This window comes from Streptomyces sp. 7N604 (assembly GCF_052245475.1).
GTDB lineage: Bacteria > Actinomycetota > Actinomycetes > Streptomycetales > Streptomycetaceae > Streptomyces.
In genome coordinates this window covers 23,724-41,389 of sequence record NZ_JBQQBX010000029.1, presented here as the reverse complement: position 1 = coordinate 41,389, position 17,666 = coordinate 23,724, and the positions used below count along the sequence as shown (strand labels likewise).

The window sequence follows — 17,666 nt, the reverse complement described above, 5'->3', positions numbered from 1 at the left end:
GCGAATGCTCCATCAAGCTTTTGACCCGGGCAGCGTCGAGGGCGACCCGGCGGGCTATCTCCTCGGCATTCTCGCCTGGTGTGCCTCGGCGGCGGGCGTCGCGGGAGTGATCATCGTCGGCACCCAGATGGCGCTCCAGCTCCGCCGAGGGGAAATGGGCGAGGGCGCAACGTACTTCAGGGCCATGGTCCTCATCCTGGGCGCCTGTGTCATCGCCTCGACGGCCGGCCCGCTCGTTTCCTTTCTCGGCCCGCTCGATCTCTGACGTCCACTCACCTTCATTCAGTAGCAGTAGCAACAGACCAGGGAGAACAACCATGAACAAGGCCGCCCTTTATCAGTTCCTGGCCAAGATTCCCGATCCGAAGGCAGACGCGCCGCCCAAGCTCCAGGAAAAGGTCGATGTGGTACTCGGAATCGCCGCATGGGCCGGTACCGCGGCCGGTGTCGCGGGCGTTCTGATCACCGGAACGATGATGGCCATATCCCTGAAGCGGGGTGAGAGCTCGGAGCACATGAGCCGCCTCGGCATGGTGCTGGGCGGCTGCATTCTGGTCGCCTCGGCCGGACCGCTGATCGAGTTCGTCTTCTAGTAAACCGATCCGGGGATGACCAGCATGTTTCAGCGCAGGCAGGAATACGACACGGAAGTCCCGGCCTTCTGGAAGCAGCGCGGCTGGGTACTCTCGGCCGCGTTCTTCGCGGTTGTCCTGATCATGTCGATCGTGGCCTTCCTGGTCGGTGGCGACGGTGCTTCCGGCACGACAGGCGGCCAGAGCGGCGCACAGGCCACGACCGGACCGTTCACGGCAGGCGGCGGCGAGCAGCCGGGCGGCCGGCCCGCCGGCTGCCGCACCGACGACAGCGACGACGCGACACCGAAGTCCGCGCCGGAGGACGTGCGGTGGGAGCCGCTCGGTGCCGCGAAGGTGCCGGCGTCGCCGTCCGCCGGGCCGTTGCGGAAGGACGGTCCGGTGCGGTGGTGCTTCGCCCGTACCCCCCTGGGGGCGGTCATGGCGGCGCACCTCATCCCCGTGCAGATGAGCGGGGACGACTGGCGCACGATCACGGAGCAGCAGGTCGTACCGGGAACCGCCCGGGATATTTTCTCCACCCGGCGGGGCACCGTGTCGGACTCGTATGCGAAAACCCGCGCCGGGGGATCCTTTTCCGGATTCTCCGTCGCGTCGTATTCACCGGATTCCGCCAAAGTGCGGCTCCTCATCAAGGGCCAGCAGGGCGGATTGATGGAGACGACCGTGTCGATGCGGTGGACCGACGGCGACTGGAAGGTCGAGCCCGGCTCTGACGGGTCCCTGTATTCATCCGTGACCTCCGCGACAGCGGCCAGCGGATTCATCATGTGGAGAGTGTGATATGTGCACAGGCAATCCACTCGTGGATGCCTTGGTGGGTTTCTTCTCGTTCCTGGGCGATCCCATCGGCACCATCGTGAAGGCCGTCGCCAAGGCCGTCCTCGCCGCCGCGATTTCCGTGCTCGGGGCCTTGGTCACGGGAATCCCCACACTGGGGACGAGCGGGACGGAGCAGAAGGTCAACGACAAGACCCAGTGGATCGTCGTCTACCTCGCCGTCGGCTCGCTCATCTTCGCGTCCATCAGGATGGCGATGGACCGCCGTGGTGATGCGGGGATGACCGCGGTGAAGGGACTGCTGCGCGTCATCGCGGTCTCCGGTGCCGCGACGACAGTCGTCGTTGCCGCCGCCAAATTGGCCGACGGTTACGCAAATTACCTTTTCAAGGAGGGGGCGCTGGCGCAGATTCAGGAGGTCGGCTGCGAGGACACCGACAGCATGACGCCGTTCCTGCTCATCGTTCTCGCCTTCCTGCTGCTGCTCTCCGCCATCATCCACACGGTCCTGCTCTATATCCGGCTCGGGGTCATGATCCTCCTGCTGGGCACCCTGCCGATCGCCGCCGCCGCCTCCATGACGGACTGGGGCGCCGGATGGTGGCGCAAGCACATCGGCTGGATGATCGCCTGGCTGCTCTACAAACCCGCCGTCGGCCTGATCCTGTACGCCGGCTCGGCGATGATCAGCAACAGTTCGACCAACGGAAACACCGATATCCACGAACGGATCGCCGGCATAGGCGTGATGGTCCTGTCGGCCGTCGCGCTTCCCGCGCTGCTGAAGCTCGTGGTGCCCGCCACCGCGGCGCTCGGCGGCGCCCAGGCCCACCAGCAGGGCATGTCGGCCCTCGGCGGGGCGATCGCGTCCGGGGCGAAGGGGGTCGGTGGCTCCGCCCTCTCGGGCGGCGGCTCCGGGGGCGCCTCCGGACGCGGCGGATCCGCCGGTCCCAAGGGCGCCTCAGGGGCGGCCGGCGGCAGCGGCGGCCGGGGATCGGAGGGATCCGAGGGCGGAGGAGGGCGGGACGCGCCGCCTACCGGCGCCCAGCCGGCCCGGGGTCCCGGAGCCGCCGCCGGCGGCGGCCGGGCCGGAGCGGCAGGCGGAGCCGGAGCGACACGAGCCGCGGCCGCGGCAGGACCGGCCGGTGCCGCGCTGGCTGCGGCAGCCGAGGCCGCAAAGGCAGTCGGGAAGACCGCCTCGGGTGCAGTCGACGGCGCCGATGGCAACGCGGGCCACAACCAGTAGGCCAGTCGACCGACCCAAACGATCCGTAGAAGAAAGGCGATGACCACCATGTCTTCCGAAGCCGTGAGCCACCCCACGTACGGGAACTGGCGCCGGCCCAGACGAGCGGGCCTCGGCCCACTGGGTCTGATCGGTACCTTCGGCGCGTTCGGCGGGCTCGTCCTCACGCTGCTGGCGTCGCTGATCTCGCTGATCGCCGCCGCGGTCGTGCTCGTCCCCCTGGTCCTGTTCCTGACCCCGCTGGCGGTGCGGACCCAGGATGGGCGCAACGTCTACCAGTTGCTCGCGCTGCGCATCGGATGGTTCCGCCGCAAGGCCAAGGGCTCGCACACCTACGTCTCCGGGCCGCTGTCACGGCGGGCCGACGGGAGGTTCCGCCCACCGGGCCTGCTCAGCCGGGTGACCATGCTCGAGGGCAGGGACCCGTACGACCGTCCGTTCGGCGTGCTGCACCACAAGGGCCGCAACCTGTACACCATCGTGCTCGGCTGCGAACCCGACGGCGGATCGCTGGTCGACCCCGACCAACTGGACGTCTGGGTGGCCTCGTGGGGCGAGTGGCTGTCCCGCCTGTCGCACGAGCCCGGGCTGCGCGGCGCCACCGTCAGCGTCGAGACCGCCCCCGATACGGGGACCCGGCTGGCCCATGAGGTACTGCCGCGCATCCAGCCCGACGCTCCGCCCGCCGCACGCGCCGTGATGGAGGAGGTGGTGGAGCGCTACCCGTCCGCGTCCTCCGAGATGCACACGTACATCGCGCTCACCTACGGCTCCCCGGGGGGCCAGAAACGCAAGCAGGACGAGCTGCTGGCCGACCTGGCGATCCGCATTCCCGGCCTGCTCTCCGGACTGGTCGGGGCAGGAGGCGGATCCGCCGCCCCGCTGTCGGCGGAGCGCATCGCCGAGGTCGTACGGGTGGCCTACGACCCGGCGGTCGCCGCGGAGGTCCTCGACGCGCAGGCCCAGCACGGCGGCACCGGCCTCGAGTGGGACGACGCAGGACCCGCGGCGGCCGTGGAGACGGTCAACGCCTACCAGCACGACTCGGGGATCTCCCGGACCTGGCTGCTGACGCTCGCGCCGCGCGGCACGGTGCGGTCCAGCGTGCTGCGCGGCATGCTGGAGGCCTCACCCGGCACCCGCCGTAAGCGGGTCACCCTGCTCTACCGGCCCATCGACCCGGGGACCTCGGCACGCATCGTCGAAGCCGACCGCCGGAGCGCCCAGTTCATGGCCACCTCCGGGCGCGGCATGGTGCAGGCACGCGCCGCCTCGGAGATGGCCGCGGCCGAGCAGACCGCGGCGGAGGAGGCGGCCGGGGCCGGCCTGGTGGAGTTCTCCCTGATGCTCACGGTCACGGTCGACTCCGCCGACGAACTGGCGGACGCTACCGTGACCGTGCGCAACCTCCAGGCCGCGGCGCGGATGTCGCTGCGCCCGGCCGACCGGATGCAGGCGGCGGCCTTCACGTGCTCGCTCCCCGTCGGGGTCCTGCCGTGGGAGTACATGCTGGTCCCGCACGAGCTGCAGGAGGCGCTGTGAGCCCGGGCAAGAAGAGCGCCAAGTCCACCTCCACGTCCAAGTCCAAGTCCAAGGCGCAGCCCAGGGAGCGGATGGCGCCGATACGCGGGTACCCGGGGCCCGGCGGCGGGCAGATCGGCAGCGTGGACCCGCCCACGATGTGGCGGGCGACGACCGTCCAGGCGTGCGGGCTGTGGCCGTTCGCGGCAGGCTCCGGCGCGCCGATGACCGGCGTGCCGCTGGGACAGCACATCTTCACCGGGGCCACCGTGTGCGGCGACCCGCTCTCGTGGTTCACCCGTGCCCGGTACATTTCCAACCCGTCGCTGTTCATGCTCGGCATGCCGGGCCTGGGCAAGTCCACCCTGGTCAACCGGATGCTCATCGGCCTGTCCGCCACCGGAGTCGTCCCGCTGGTCCTCGGCGACCTCAAGCCGGACTACGCGGACACGGTGCGCGCGCTGGGCGGCCAGGTGATCCCCGTCGGGCGCGGTGTCGGCGGCATCAACGTGCTCGACCCCGGCGCGATGGGCGCGGCCGCCGCCCGGATCGGCGGGGAGGCGGGCCAGGTGCTGATGGCCGAGACGCACGGCCGGGTCCTCAACATGGTGGCCGCGCTGATCACGATCGTCCGCGGCCGCCCCATGGACGACCACGAGCAGTCCGTGCTGTCCGCGGCGCTCCACCACCTGCGCGAGCGCACCGCGCCGGGCCGGGCGCCCCTGCTGCCCGACTTGCTGGCCGTCCTGAGCGAAGGTCCCGACCGGGTCCGCGCCGTGACCCTGGACCGGGGGGAGGACACCCGCTACCGGGATGCCGTCGATCCGCTGCACCGCTCGCTGCTGGGCATCCTCGACGGGCCGCTCGGCGGCACGTTCGCCTCGGAGACCTCGACCCGGATCGATCCCGGCGCACCCGCGGTGTGCATCGACATCTCCCGGATCGGGGAGGCGGACACCCAACTGACCGCCGCGGCGATGCTGGCGGCATGGTCCGACGGCCTCGGCACGGTCGCGGCGTCGCACGCCCTGGCCGACGCCGGGCTGACGCCCCGGCGCTGGTTCTTCACCGTGCTGGACGAGTTGTGGCGACCGCTGCGCTCGGCCTCGGGCATCGTCGACCGGATCGACGCGCTCACCCGCCTCAACCGCTCGCTCGGCCTCGGCGACGCCAAGATCACGCACACCCTGAAGGACGCGGAGGCCCTGGGCACCGACGCCGACCGGGCCAAGGCGCGGGGCTTCGTCGAACGCGCGGGCATGGTCGTCTGCGCGGGGCTGCCGCGCGCCGAGATGCAGGAACTGGGCCGCGTCGTGGGCCTGTCCCAGCGGGAGATCGACCTCGTCTCCTCCTGGTCCTCGCCACCGGGCTGGGGAGCGGGCGGAGAACACGAGGAACCGCCCGGCCGGGGCCGCTTCCTCATCAAGGTGGGTGGCCGGCCCGGTATCCCGATCAAGGTCGCCATCACCGACACCGAGCGCGAGCTGCACAACACCAACACCCGCTGGACCCCGAACGAGCAGGTGCCCGAGCCGGAGCCGGAGAGCAGGTGGTCCGCATGAGCGCGCCGGGTGGAGCCACGGCACGGATGTACGGAAGCGACCTGGCGCCGTGGGCGATCGTGGCCGTGGCCGCAGTGGCCTCGGTGGTGTTCGGCGGTGTCTGGTTCGGCGGGACGCTCGGCGCCGCGCTGTCCGGCGCGGGCTGGCACCCGCCGCCGTTCACCTTGAGCACGTTCGGTTCCCTGGGCACGAAGGGTCCGGGCGCACTGTGGCCGGGGGCGTCGCCCGCCGCCGTGTTCGCCGGCATCGCGGGGGTATTCGGCGCGTTCGCCGCACTGGCCGTCGTGCTCCTGCGAAGGGTGCGGAAACACCTCTCCCGGCCCAAGGGGCTCGCCGGACGGCGCGAGATGGCCGCCCTCGCCCCCAAGGGCATCGCGGCACGGGCCCGCGAACTGCGGCCCTCGCTCAAGGGCATGGACCATCTGGACCCCGACGAGACCGGCAACCTCCTCGGCGACCTCGAACCGGGCGGGCCCGAGCTGCGCTCCTCGTACGAGGACGTGGAACTCGACCTGATGGCCCCCCGTGCGGGCAAGTCGACGGGCATCGCGATCCCCCGGGTCCTGCGGGCGCGCGGCGCGGTCCTGCTGACTTCCAACAAGTCGGACGTCTACGCGGTGACCCGGGCCGAGCGCGAAAAGGCCGGCACGGTTTGGACGTTCGACCCGCAGGGCATCGCGCACACGCCCCGGGCGATGTGGTGGGACATGCTCGCCGAGTGCGTCACGATCGAGGGCGCCCGCAGGCTCGCCGGGCACTTCGTGGCGTCGGTCAACGACGACTCGTCCCAGAAGGACTTCTGGATCTCGGCCGCGCAGAACACCCTGACGGCCCTGTTCCACGCCGCCGCACGCGGCAAGGCGTCGGTCGTCGACCTCCTGGCCTGGCTCGCCGACCCCGCGGACCGTACGCCGATCGACCTGCTGCGCGACGCCGGTATGACAGCGCTGGCCGAGCAGTTGCAGGGAACGGTGCGCGGTGCCGTCGAGACCCGCGACGGCATCTACGAGACCGCGCGGCAGTGCGTGGCCTGCCTGCTGGATCCGCAGATCGTCGCCTGGGTGACCCGCGATCCCCACCTGCTGCAGTTCAAGCCGCACGAGCACGTGCTCGGACGGGACACGCTGTACCTGCTGTCCAAGGACGGCGGCGGCTCGGCGGCGGGCGTCATCGCCGGTATCGCGGACGCGACGATGCGCGCGGGGGTGGTTGCGGCCGAGCGCATGGGAGGCCGGCTCGACCCGCCGATGACGGCGGTCCTCGACGAGGCGGCCAACGTCTGCCGCATCTCCGATCTGCCCGATCTTTACAGCCACTTCGGCTCCCGGGGCATCAACGTCGTCACCCTGCTGCAGAGCTACCGTCAGGGCAGCCGGGTGTGGGGCGAGGCGGGTATGGACGCGCTGTGGAGCGCGGCGACGATCAAACTGCTGGGAGCGGGCCTCGACGACGCGGACTTCGTGGAGAAGATCTCCAAGCTGGTCGGCCAGCACGACGTCAAGACGCCGAGCACCTCCAAGAGCAAGGACGGGACGTCCCGGTCCATCTCCTACCGCCAGGACCAGGTGCTGCCGCCGGACAAGATCCGTGCTCTCCCCAAGGGCACCGCCCTGCTGCTCGCCACGGGTGTACGGCCCGCGCTCATCCGGCTCCGCCCCTGGTACAAGGAGCCGAACGCGGGCCCGATCTCCGCGGCGGCCAAGGCCGAGGTGGCGGCGATCACGGAGCGGGCGGCGAAGGCATGGGAGTGGGCAGCAACGGAGCGGACCGGTGACCCCGGTGGCCCGACGGGGGGCGGGGTCTACACCGAAGCGGTCGACTGGGTGGAGCAGAACGCCAGGTAGAGGCCACCGCTCACCGCACCGGCCGCGCATACGAGAGGGGCCCGAGTTCTCCTCGGGCCCCTCTTCCCTGCGCTGATACCACCACGGTCGGCTGTCACCGTCCTCGTCCTTGTCCCCCGGCTTGGGAGCCCTGCGGTGACGCGGGGCGCGGTGGCAGCGCGGGGGCCAGTGCCGGTGCCTTGCTGTCACGTCGGTAAGCATGGGGCAAGGGTGGAACGGGCTCCGACTTCGCTTCCTCGACTCTCAAAGCCGCCGCCCTCGCCCGAGCCTCTCGGGGAGATTCGGTCGGAAGACCGGAAGCCGGTGTAGCGCTGCTGGGTCCGTCGGCGCTGGAGCCGTGGGGGACCTTCGGCGGCACAGGGGGCGCCTCGTCGTTGTGGAACGGCGGCACATGAGGACCGGGACCACCCACTCGCTGGACGCCGCTCTGCGGCGCATCCGGGACGCTGCGCGAGACCGACCGATCCTGCTCGGAGTAGTCCGACCGGAAAATCTCGAACGCGCCGTTGACGGACTGCGGCATATCAGATCCAGTGTTCAACCCGGCACCGGCATGTACGCCGGACTCCGAACGCACCCCTCTCTCGACGAGTTCTCCGTACGGAAGCGGCTCGTGAGGAGAAGGGCCGTCCAACGCAGCACCGACGCCGGCACCGTTCAAGCGAGAGCTCGTGAGCGGGGGCATCAAGCCGCCGGCGCGGAGCAGGGCCTGGCTTTCATTTCTGTCATCGGCCAGCGCTTTCTGGAGAGTCGTGTTGCTGTTGAGGATGTCGTTGACCAAGTGGGCGGCGGCGACGGTGATCACCTGGTCTCTCTCCGTCCGGTCCCGCTTCGCCGTCTCTTCCCCGGATTCCTGCAGCACGGCTTCGCGCAGGACGCCTGAGACGGAGGTGTCCTCAGGCTGCTGCTCGGCCCTTCTCCCTTTCAGCATCCGGCCGATGGACCGGATCCCTTCACCCACTGTGGAGAACGACGAGCGGCCGGGCTGTTTCCCTGCGGATTCCTGCTGCCCGCGCCGCCCAGGAGTGGGGCCCGCCAGGTGCGGCGCTGTCAGATCCCGGACATAGGCCTGCAGCGATTCCTTTTCGCGCTGCCCCAGGCCGGACCTCTCCAGATCCCGGTTGATCACATCCCGAACGGCCGTCACGAGTTCGCTGTTGGCCTGGGTCCAGTCGAGCCGCTCTCCGGGTGACGTTGGGGGCACGAGGTCCTCCTCCTGATTGCTCCGGCAGGTGTCCGATGTCAGCACTACGCAAACGGAGTCGGGAAGGTTCGATAGTGCTGCGCCTGAGCCGCACGTTTCAGGCCCGCATCGCGTCCACGGCGCCCGCGGCGTCGCGGCGCGGGGGAATGCGGGCCAGGGTGATGGCGCGCAGGAGCCATTCGACGGGGCCGTACCGGAATCGGCGCATCAGCCAGGCGCTGAGGGCGAGTTGGATCGCGTAGAAGACGACACAACCGGCCAGCACGGCCGCCGTGCCGACGCGGTCGTACAGAGCGAGGCCATAGCCGGTGAAGACGAACGCCATCACCAGCGACTGGGTGAGGTAGTTGGTGAGTGCCATCCTGCCCGCGGGGGCGAGCGTGCCGCCGACCCACCGGCCTCGCGCCGTGTTCAGGAAGAGCAGGAGCCCGCAGGCGTACGCGGAGGTCAGCGCCGGGGCGGTGAGCACCCCGACGGCCGTACCGATGTAGGACCACCGGTCATCCGTGGAGCCGTCGAGGCAGACCGCCATGAACACGCTTCCCGGCAGCCCGACAGCGAGGCCGTAGGTCGCGATCCGCACCATCGACCCGCGGTACCGATCCGCCCCGGCGAGCACCTCGCGCTTGCCCGCGGCGAGGCCGATCAGGAATGCCGCCATCAGGTCGGCGGCCATGATGAGCGTTGCCCTCAGCGTCTGGGGCAACAGCTCCACGTTGGCGTGGATCACCGCGACCGGATCGCCCCGGTACGCCGCCACGTTCTGCGCGGCCTCGGTCATGAGGTCCCCCGTCGGCGTCTGTTCGCCGGCGAGGACGAGTAAACCGACGCCGAGGAACGCTGTGCTCAGAACGGCGATGAGGCAGAGCGCGGCCCGTACCGCGGTGCGGGGCGCGGCGTTGCGAACTGCCAGCAGTACGAGTCCCAGCACCGCGTAGGCCATCAGGATGTCACCCACGTACAGCAGCACCGCGTGAGCGAGTCCGAGGAGGAAGAGACCGGTCAGGCGGCGGAGATGCCGATGCGCGAAGGCGGCCCGGTCACGCTCTGCCGCGCTCATCTGCAGGGTGAAGCTGTAGCCGAAGAGGAAGGAGAAGAGCGGGTAGAACTTCATGGCGACCAGGACGGTGATCATCCATGTGGCCGCCCGGTCCACTGGCGAGGCGGACGGGTCACCGCCGGAGCTGCCGTAGGGTCCGGCCATGACCTGGACGTTGACCAGGAGGATGCCGAGCAGCGCCATCCCTCGCAGGACGTCGAGCTCGCGGACACGCCGCGAGACCCCGTCTGTTCCGACTACGGGGACGATGCTTTCCGTTGCCGTCAAAAGGACCCTCGCAAATCCGAGTCGCGACGCGTACGGGGCGGTGAACGATCCGCCGGGCGGGGAAGCCGGTCAGCCGCGATGGGCCCCGGACCGGGTCCGGGGCCCATGTCAACGCAGAGTCCGAAGTCCTACCTGGAGGCCGGGCTACCGCGGCCCGGGGACGTGGAGGGCGGGGTCGTCGCGGTCGAGTGGGTCGGGGAGGACTTGCTGCTCTCGCCGGGAGGAGGAGTCCTGACGCCCGGAGGGCTGTGCTCGCCGGGCAGCTTCATATTGGACACCATGGCGCGGGTGACCGCATCGGTGTTGGTCTGGCGCCAGCTGTTCTGGTACTGCTTCGTGATACCCAGCTCCGGAACCACCACCCGGTTATCCGCAGCGCGGTCGGTGCGCCAGGTGATGTTGGCCCAGGTGTCCCTGGGGACCTCGAAGCGAGCCATCTCGGACTGGTGTGTGGGCGTCTTGGGTTGGCCATAGACGCCGTGGATCGAGTCGTAGAGCGAGGACATGGCGAACTGACCGATGATGTGCTTGCGGTACTCCTCACCGGGGCTCCACTTGACTCCCAGTTCGGAATCCGGGTCCACCACAGCGAGCATGAACCGTTCCCGCTTGTATTCCCCATCCGGTCCGGGACGCGTGCTGATCGCTCCGCTCCGGATTCCTTTGTTCACCAGATCCGCGTAGTTGCCGACCATCTTCTCGGCTGCACCCTGCATGACCTCCCGGCCCTTGCTTTCTTCGCCGGGACGGGCGTACATGGCCCACACGTCAAGATGCGGGAGGTCATGGGGTTCGGCCTGATTCTCGGCGTTACTGCCCCAGTTGTCGTACGACGGATTGCCGATCACCCGAACGATCCCGTCGTCGGCGAGCATGGGGACCTTGAACTCCGCCTTGTCCAGGGACTGCAGGTTGCCGACCGCAGACGTGGTCGGATAGGTGGAGAGGTCCAGTGCGAGGCCTCCCCTCTCGCCCAGGACCATGAAGTTCGTCAGGTCCTTGACCGAGATCTCGCCCTTGTCGGCCATCTCCCACTTGATGATGTCCCGCAGGGTGTCGCCGTTGTATCGCGACATGTTCGCCGCGAATTGGTCGAGGTTGTCCCAGACGTTGTGGACCTGGAAACCGGTCTCGGCCGCCGCTTCCCTCAACTGCCGCATGGTTTCGTCACCGGTGTTCTTCGGGCCGATCCTGCTGGGCAGCACCCACAGGTTGCGCTCCTCGTTCGGAAACTGCTGCTGAATGTTGCGCAGTCCCTGTTTTGCCCAGTCGGGCGGCGAGCCGCCGATCCAGTACGTATGAATTTCCGGCATGGAACTCTCCTCCGTCTGTGCTGGGGCTGTGTCCGCAACCCCACGACGTATGTCGGCCCCCTCGGGTTCAACGCTCTCTCCACAACGGCCCCGCGAGCGCTGAACTCCTGGCGCCGCCCTCCCGTAGTGCCAGTACCGACCAGGACTGCGCCGACCGGCAAGGAGCGAGCCCATGACCAGTGCCCCCGAGACCATCGAGCCGAAGGGAACAGCCGAGCCGGATGCGGCGTCCCAGCAGCAGGAGCCGCAGTTCATCCTCTATCTGCAGGGTCCCCAGCAGGAGCGGGCGCTGCGCAGCCTGACGCTGTGGGTGCACCATCTGCTGATCCCGGTCTATGGCAGGGAGACCACGTCTGCGGCCCCGTGGTGCCCCCGGTGGTGGGAGCACGAGGAGGCCGTGGCCCAGCTCTACGGGCTGTGGATGGCCTGGCAGGAACTCACCGACCCGGCGGCCGGACTGACGGGTCCCGCCGTCTGGCACCGGGACTACCTCACGCATGTCATGGCCGCGCTGAGAGACCCCTCCGGCCCGTTCGCCGGCTGCAAGCCGGGGGCGCACCGCGCCAAGGAACTTCCCCAGACGGACACGTACGACGGCTGACGACGGCTGACCACGCCCACACGCCCACACGCCCACAAACGCGGGGTGTGTCCACGGACCAATCGGAATCTGCCTCGCACGAAGGGAACAAGGCGGTGACAGCGTCAACTCCAAGGGCCCGGAAAGCCGTCAAGATCATTATAGGTGACTGGGTCTCACGCACTGAGGAGAACGGCTTCCAGGGAGCCGGGCAGGATTCCCCCGACGACCTGCGCGCCTTTTCCTACGATCCGGAGGTCTGGGCGAAACTGACCACCAGACTGCAGGAAATCCGCAGAGCCGTTGCCGACTCCCCAGTGGAACTCCCCGGCATCAGTGTGCACGCCGTCACGGAGCAGAAGATCGACCCGCGCACCGGAGCGACCGTCCAGAAGACGGATGCGTATCTCAGAGGTGCCACTGTCTCAGCAACGGCGGCACAGTCCGAGTTCGGTATGCAGGAGCAGAGTTACCGGCATTACAGACACGTAGCGAAGGAGCGCGGACTGCGGATTTCGGTGCGGCCCACGAACGTGGAGGCGCCGAAGTGGCGGGCACAGGGTGCACTGCCGAAGCCGAAGGACATCAAGGCGAAGACGATCAGCCCGATTGACGTGTATCTGGGGGCTGATCCGAAAAATATCGGGCTGGTCGGTTATTTCAGACCGGTGATGCCCGGACAGGAGGATGTGCCGGACGCGAACGCACACCTGTGGGAGGAGATCAAGGCGCGGCACAAGCAACGGTCACAGGAGTTCGAGACGCTGGCACCGGTGATGGAGAAGCTCGCCGCGGAGGGCAAGTTCTTCGTGGAAGAGGGTCTGGTCCACGGCTTGGACGGCGACGGTGTTCGTCGACCGATCACCGGCGACGAAGACCTCTTCAATCTGCTGACACCGGCCGGCTCGCCGTTGAGTCCGGGGACGTACGACGCGCTGATGGACCACATGATCGAGTCGAACACAGCCACGATGCACGGCGCACACATGTACTGGCCCCCACCGCGGTCTCCGTTCAGCGAGCAGATCTACGACAAGATCGTGAAGAGCCACCAGGTGGGCGGGGAGCCGCTGGTGGAGTTCGGCCCCGACTACGAGAACCCGGTCCTGGTCTGGGCTCAACCCCCATCCAGGGACAGCACCACTGAGTCGGACGTGGTGTCGCAGCCCGGGACGCGGCGCACCCGGAGCGCGGTCGACCAGGGCATGAGCAACCTGATCAAGTTCGCCGAGTCCCAGCGGAGCGCGTGCAGCCAGGCGCAGGCGCAAGCGCAGATCGCCGACGCCGCCCGGATACGGCCCCACGGCCGGGTCAGCACGCGAGAGCACGCGCCGCAGCCGCCCGCGCAACCGCATAAAGCGAACCAGCAGAAGCAGAGGCCGAGTCGCTGACGCGTGACCGGCCGGTAGCCGGTCACGAAAGGGCTGACGACGGCCGGCCCGCCGGCGCGGAGCCGTCTCAGGGCGGGCTCAGCCGCTCCCCATGCTCCATTGGTGGTCGTCGGCGTCGTTGCAGGGGAAGATCGTGAGCGGGGCTCCGGAAGGCTCCCTGTCACTCCGCACATCGAGGCACAGGTTGCTGCTCTTGTGGTTGCGAATCCAGTACGTCCCGTTGGACCGCTCGTCGAACCACCACAGCTGATTGTCGCGGGTCGTGCCGTCGCAGCGGTACTCGGTCACTGGTGAGGTCTCCGGACGGGCACCGTAGCCGGCCAGGTCCAGGCAGAGGCCGTCCGTACTGTTGCGGATCAGGTACAGGTCGGCACCGCGTAGCCCGGCGCCTTTCTGACTGAGGTCCACCGTCCACTGCTGGTTGTCGCTGCCCGACCGCTCGCAGGTGTTCTGCACGACCGGGCCGTCCAGCTTGCCCTTGCCCTCGCCGGGAAGGTCCACGCACATACCGGTCTTCCTGTTCTCGATCAGCACGTTTCCCTCCACGATGACGGGGGTCCCGCCGCGTCCGGGCTTCGAGCCGCTGTCCTTCGTCTTGCTCGGCTCCGGCTTTCCGCCGGGTGCTGAAGCCGAGGGCGAGGGCGAGGGCGAGGACGACGGCTTGCCCGAGGTCGACGCGGACGGCAGGACGCTGGGAGGCGTGGGGATGTGAGGGCGGTCCGGGAGCTGCGTCTGCGGCGCATTGCCCTTCGATGCGGCAGCATTCTGCTCACCGCCATCGCCCCCCGAGGCGGCGACCATGATCGGAATCGCGATCAGCACCGCCCCGGCGACGGCCGCCGCGACGAACAACGGCTTCTTGAAGAACGCGGTCGAGGAGTACTCCTCGTCGGACTGAGAGGAGCCGCCCTTCCCGCCGAACCTGGCCGGCGACCCGGGGAGCGGGAGCGGATTGGCCCGGGTGGAAGTGCCGCCGGAGGCGAAAGTGGAGGTGGCGGCGGAGGGGGATGCGGCTGTGGTCGCGGTCGCGGCTGTGGCGTCGGTCGCGCCGGTGGAGGCGGTCGCGCCTGTGGAAGCGGTCGCGGACGTCGCGGACGGGGGGCGGGTGGTCCCGCCGTCGCCGGGTCGTTCTCCGGAAGGGCGCGACCCTGCCCGCGGTGGGGCCACCGGTTCATGCCTCACCGGAGCCGGGGCGGGGGCCTGCGGCTGCGCTGTCCCCAGACCTTCGGCGAGCGCGGCACCGGCGTTCGCCGTCGCCGCGGGCAGCGACACGGGCCGGCGGAACTGGACCGGGCGCGCGGCAGGCGCTACCTCGGGCCCGCCGGGCGCCGACTGGTTACGCGGCGGGTCATCGGGTGACGAGCGCTCGTCGGACATCGGTTCCTGCCTTTCTGGCCCGGGGCATCGCCGCACTGCGGCCGCGGCGGCCTCTCCTGCTCCCCGGGCCCATGGCACGGACCCGGCTTCGCCACCGCAACGGCTCTGACGGCGCGGGGGTTCACCCCTTGCCCCTGGACGCGGGCTCCGCGAGCGCACCCGGCGCCGACAGGGCCACGCCGTGGCGGTCCGCGAGCGTGCGCAGTTCCCGAACCACGTCGTGGTCGCACGAACCCCGCACGTACATCACCGCACCGCTGAGCAGTTCGGCCCCCAGCCCGTCGAAGAGCAGGGCCAGGGCCGGGAGCACCGTGACGTCCAGCGGCGCGCCCGGCGTGCCGAGTTCGATGGCCATCCGCTCGGCGTCCACCGCGCGTCCGTCCAGTGAGGGCCGCTCGTGCCCCACGGACTCGACGCTCAGCCCGGCTCGCGTCACGAACGCTTGCCAGGTGCCGATGAGCCGGACGGCTCCGTTCCCCGCGCCGTCCCAGCCGGGCATCGGCGGGTGCCAGCTCAGCAGGCGCGGACCGCTCCGCCCCCCTGCCGCCGAAGCGGGCGGGCAAGCCACCGCCTGTACGAACGGCTGCCAGGTCAACCGGCCGTCGTCGCCGACGAGTACCACCGGCGTTTCCGGTGCCCCCCGGTGCGGCGACCCGTCCTCGATGACCATCGGGAGGCCGGTCAGCACCTCCACCTCGATGTCGAGCAGGTTCGCGACCTGCTGTCCCAGAGGCAGCAGGTCCACGCCCGCCCCCGGAGCGAGGCGGACCTTGGGGCGCAGCGCATCGGGCAGGGCGGACAGGACCTCGGCGACGGCATCGGCGGGGACGGCGGGCGCGCCGGGAACGCCCACCAGAACGGTCGGCCGGAGATGGTCGACCCGCAGCGCGTCCCTGAGGTCGTCGGGGCCCGGCGCCGGCGCCTGAAGAGGCCGGACCAGCACCCCCGCCGGTATCTGTTCCACCACACATCTGCCGCGGGTGCGGGCGGGCAGTGCGCCCAGGGCCCTCTGCCAGGAGGGCTCGGGCATGCGCGGCCCCAGGAACACCGACTCTCCCCGCGGCGTGAAACGCCGCCAGCCGCGGGACACGTCCCCGGATCCCGCGACGAAAAGTGTTCCGCCGGGAACAATCACCACGTTCCCGTCCGGAGCGAGGACGTCCATCTCCCAGGCGTCGGCCAGCTCGTACGCCGCGGCGGGCGAGTCCGGACTTCCGCTTCCCGCCCCGGACATGACCAGCCGTACGGACCTCGCGCCCGAGGCGCGCAGCGAAGGGACGTCCTCCCCCAGCCGCGCCCAGAGCGAGGAAACCTCATTCCGGCCCACCCCGACGACCACGGTCGCCGTGCCGGTATCGCTCTGCGTCAGGACTTGCGCCAGCTCGGCCAGATCACCGGGGCCGGGCGGGCTGTCGCGAGAGGTACGGACGAGGAGCAGACTCCCGACCGTGTCGGTGACGAGTCCGACGCGTGGGTGGGCGTCAAGGCTCGCTGCCGCGACATCACCACTGCCGCGCGTCCCACCAGCGGGACGCGAAGACCTCTCGCCCCAGAGCCTCACCGGGCGCCCCCCGCCCCCAGCAGCTCGACATCGCATGCATGCGGGAACAACGGGGGCACCACATTCCTGGTCCGGTCACTCACCCAGCCCTCACCTCTCATCTCTCAACACTCACCCATTCGCCACTCACCACTTACCACTTATCAATCACCGCTCCGGTTCGCGCCCGATGACTTGACGCTCGATCACGCGGGAAACGTTTGGAAAACCACGGGCCCGCGTGAGGCCGCATCTACGTACATGCCACGCCCCATAACGCCGAACTGCGAAGTCATTTTCGTCATCGGTACATTGGGCACCGCCGCACGAACAGAAATGGCAGCACGTGTCCCCGCTTGGCATTGCTCAAAGGGCTCCGGGGCGAGCGTAACGGTAGAAGAAATGCCCGAACTGGCGCGCGAGGGCCCGGGTGAGCCCGAAGCTGTCCTCGAGCAGCCGCGCGCCCGGGTCGAGGTCGCCGACGAAGACGGGGTCGTAGCCGGCGTCGTGGCTCAGCCGTTCGGCGATCTCCCGCGCCTTCGGCTCGGCGGCGAAGAGGTTGCTCGGTCTGACGAGCTGTTCACCGACGCGGTCGTAATCGGCAGCGAAGTTGGTCGAGAAGGCCTTGGCCGTCGGCCCGCCGATGATCGACTTGAGCTGATGCGAGAGCGAAGGGAACTCCTCATCACGACCGCCGAAGACGTTACAGGTGTCGACGGTCACCTGTCCCGCCAGGCCCGAGACCCTGCCCAGCGCCTCGAAGACCGCAGGAGCGGGTACGGCCACCACGACCACGTCCGCTCCAGCGGCGTCACCGCCTTCACTGCTCAGGACCGTCACGGCGTGTCCGGCTGTCCTCCACAGCCGCGCCAGCCCGGTGCCGACACGCCCGCCCCCGATGACGGTGATCTCCATCGTCGCGCTCCTGTCTGCGTCCGTCCTGATCGTCCGGCAACGGTCAGTTCGAGCTGCCTGCTCCGAACCTGTGGGGAGACCAGGAACCGACGGAAGGAGAACCGGAAGGACAAGAAGCGCCCTGGACCTTGACGTCGGGCGACCGCTGCATTCGGGCCGGCAGGTCCGAAACCTTGGCGATCTCCTGGGCTCCGCTATGGCCAGGTCTCCGGAGAATGAGGTGAGGAGACTGCTGCGGCGGTCCGTGATCAGACGGCACTGGCCCCCGGCCCGGTAGCCGAGCAGAAGCAGAAACCCGTTCGGAACTCGGCGGCGGTAGCCGCGTCGTTCTCACAGCCGCTTCTCGACCTCATGATGAGCCCCCTGCTCATCGTAGGGGGAATCCACCGCCGCCCCGACCTCCGTTTGGCTTGCCTCGATGACCGCTTCTGCCCGAAGGGGCCGCTGAATGTTCCCAGTTCAGCGCGGATACG

15 protein-coding genes are annotated in these 17,666 nt (G+C 69.5%); 9 read left to right on the top strand and 6 right to left on the bottom strand.

Annotation, left to right across the window (positions count from 1 at the left end; all coding sequences use genetic code 11):
* The first annotated feature begins 4 nt into the window (after positions 1–4).
* The 7 genes from ACTWP8_RS28655 to ACTWP8_RS28625 all read left to right on the top strand — a co-directional run bounded on the left by ACTWP8_RS28655 (position 5) and on the right by ACTWP8_RS28625 (position 7,546).
* On the top strand, positions 5–265 hold the full coding sequence (locus ACTWP8_RS28655) for a hypothetical protein (protein ID WP_443324994.1): 261 nt from the start codon (positions 5–7) through the stop codon (positions 263–265).
* Positions 266–317: 52 nt separating this feature from the next.
* Positions 318–593, top strand: coding sequence for a hypothetical protein (locus ACTWP8_RS28650; protein ID WP_443324993.1), 276 nt, complete (start codon positions 318–320; stop codon positions 591–593).
* Between the two features lie 15 nt (positions 594–608).
* Positions 609–1,376 carry a hypothetical protein gene (locus ACTWP8_RS28645; protein ID WP_443324992.1) on the top strand — a complete coding sequence of 256 codons (768 nt, stop codon included), beginning with the start codon at positions 609–611 and terminating at the stop codon, positions 1,374–1,376.
* Between the two features lie 34 nt (positions 1,377–1,410).
* Entirely contained in the window at positions 1,411–2,619 is a 1,209-nt protein-coding gene (locus tag ACTWP8_RS28640) for a hypothetical protein (protein ID WP_443324991.1), read from the top strand.
* 48 nt (positions 2,620–2,667) lie between these two features.
* Positions 2,668–4,161, top strand: a complete 1,494-nt coding sequence (locus tag ACTWP8_RS28635) for an SCO6880 family protein (protein WP_443325060.1) — start codon at positions 2,668–2,670, stop codon at positions 4,159–4,161.
* A gap of 71 nt (positions 4,162–4,232) precedes the next feature.
* On the top strand, positions 4,233–5,702 hold the full coding sequence (locus ACTWP8_RS28630; RefSeq protein WP_443325059.1) for an ATP/GTP-binding protein: 1,470 nt from the start codon (positions 4,233–4,235) through the stop codon (positions 5,700–5,702).
* Positions 5,699–7,546: a type IV secretory system conjugative DNA transfer family protein gene (locus ACTWP8_RS28625; RefSeq protein WP_443324990.1), complete on the top strand. Its 1,848-nt coding sequence runs from the start codon at positions 5,699–5,701 to the stop codon at positions 7,544–7,546. The genes ACTWP8_RS28630 and ACTWP8_RS28625 overlap by 4 nt, the downstream gene beginning before the upstream one ends.
* A 94-nt stretch (positions 7,547–7,640) precedes the next feature.
* On the opposite strand, the gene ACTWP8_RS28620 is transcribed toward ACTWP8_RS28625, so the two are convergent.
* From ACTWP8_RS28620 to ACTWP8_RS28610, 3 genes are all read right to left on the bottom strand, one after another.
* The gene (locus ACTWP8_RS28620; protein WP_443324989.1) at positions 7,641–8,795 is read right to left on the bottom strand and encodes a hypothetical protein; all 1,155 of its coding nucleotides are present in this window, start codon (positions 8,793–8,795) and stop codon (positions 7,641–7,643) included.
* Between the two features lie 52 nt (positions 8,796–8,847).
* Complete coding sequence (locus ACTWP8_RS28615) at positions 8,848–9,993, bottom strand: DUF418 domain-containing protein (protein ID WP_443324988.1); 1,146 nt, start codon at positions 9,991–9,993, stop codon at positions 8,848–8,850.
* 212 nt (positions 9,994–10,205) lie between these two features.
* Positions 10,206–11,390, bottom strand: a complete 1,185-nt coding sequence (locus ACTWP8_RS28610) for a hypothetical protein (protein ID WP_443324987.1) — start codon at positions 11,388–11,390, stop codon at positions 10,206–10,208.
* Between the two features lie 172 nt (positions 11,391–11,562).
* On the opposite strand from ACTWP8_RS28610, the gene ACTWP8_RS28605 reads away from it, so the two are divergent.
* Together ACTWP8_RS28605 and ACTWP8_RS28600 are read left to right on the top strand one after the other, a co-directional pair.
* The gene (locus ACTWP8_RS28605; RefSeq protein WP_443324986.1) at positions 11,563–11,991 is read left to right on the top strand and encodes a DUF4913 domain-containing protein; all 429 of its coding nucleotides are present in this window, start codon (positions 11,563–11,565) and stop codon (positions 11,989–11,991) included.
* Between the two features lie 47 nt (positions 11,992–12,038).
* Positions 12,039–13,361, top strand: coding sequence for a hypothetical protein (locus ACTWP8_RS28600; protein ID WP_443324985.1), 1,323 nt, complete (start codon positions 12,039–12,041; stop codon positions 13,359–13,361).
* Positions 13,362–13,439: 78 nt separating this feature from the next.
* Here ACTWP8_RS28600 and ACTWP8_RS28595 read toward each other — a convergent pair whose 3' ends face one another.
* From ACTWP8_RS28595 to ACTWP8_RS28585, 3 genes are all read right to left on the bottom strand, one after another.
* Positions 13,440–14,738: an RICIN domain-containing protein gene (locus ACTWP8_RS28595; protein ID WP_443324984.1), complete on the bottom strand. Its 1,299-nt coding sequence runs from the start codon at positions 14,736–14,738 to the stop codon at positions 13,440–13,442.
* Positions 14,739–14,859: 121 nt separating this feature from the next.
* A complete protein-coding gene (locus ACTWP8_RS28590) occupies positions 14,860–16,299 on the bottom strand; it encodes a hypothetical protein (protein ID WP_443324983.1) in 1,440 nt (479 codons plus the stop codon).
* A gap of 345 nt (positions 16,300–16,644) precedes the next feature.
* Positions 16,645–17,193, bottom strand: coding sequence for a dinucleotide-binding protein (locus ACTWP8_RS28585; protein WP_443324982.1), 549 nt, complete (start codon positions 17,191–17,193; stop codon positions 16,645–16,647).
* Positions 17,194–17,666 lie beyond the last annotated feature (473 nt).

What these genes read in the sequence shown, in the direction of transcription:
- ACTWP8_RS28655 (WP_443324994.1), top strand. Translation starts at nt 5, where the DNA reads ATGCTCCATCAAGCTTTTGACCCGGGCAGCGTCGAGGGCGACCCGGCG.
- ACTWP8_RS28610 (WP_443324987.1), bottom strand. Translation starts at nt 11,390, where the DNA reads ATGCCGGAAATTCATACGTACTGGATCGGCGGCTCGCCGCCCGACTGG.
- ACTWP8_RS28650 (WP_443324993.1), top strand. Translation starts at nt 318, where the DNA reads ATGAACAAGGCCGCCCTTTATCAGTTCCTGGCCAAGATTCCCGATCCG.
- ACTWP8_RS28605 (WP_443324986.1), top strand. Translation starts at nt 11,563, where the DNA reads ATGACCAGTGCCCCCGAGACCATCGAGCCGAAGGGAACAGCCGAGCCG.
- ACTWP8_RS28645 (WP_443324992.1), top strand. Translation starts at nt 609, where the DNA reads ATGACCAGCATGTTTCAGCGCAGGCAGGAATACGACACGGAAGTCCCG.
- ACTWP8_RS28615 (WP_443324988.1), bottom strand. Translation starts at nt 9,993, where the DNA reads ATGGCGCTGCTCGGCATCCTCCTGGTCAACGTCCAGGTCATGGCCGGA.
- ACTWP8_RS28635 (WP_443325060.1), top strand. Translation starts at nt 2,668, where the DNA reads ATGTCTTCCGAAGCCGTGAGCCACCCCACGTACGGGAACTGGCGCCGG.
- ACTWP8_RS28630 (WP_443325059.1), top strand. Translation starts at nt 4,233, where the DNA reads ATGGCGCCGATACGCGGGTACCCGGGGCCCGGCGGCGGGCAGATCGGC.
- ACTWP8_RS28625 (WP_443324990.1), top strand. Translation starts at nt 5,699, where the DNA reads ATGAGCGCGCCGGGTGGAGCCACGGCACGGATGTACGGAAGCGACCTG.
- ACTWP8_RS28595 (WP_443324984.1), bottom strand. Translation starts at nt 14,738, where the DNA reads ATGTCCGACGAGCGCTCGTCACCCGATGACCCGCCGCGTAACCAGTCG.
- ACTWP8_RS28585 (WP_443324982.1), bottom strand. Translation starts at nt 17,193, where the DNA reads ATGGAGATCACCGTCATCGGGGGCGGGCGTGTCGGCACCGGGCTGGCG.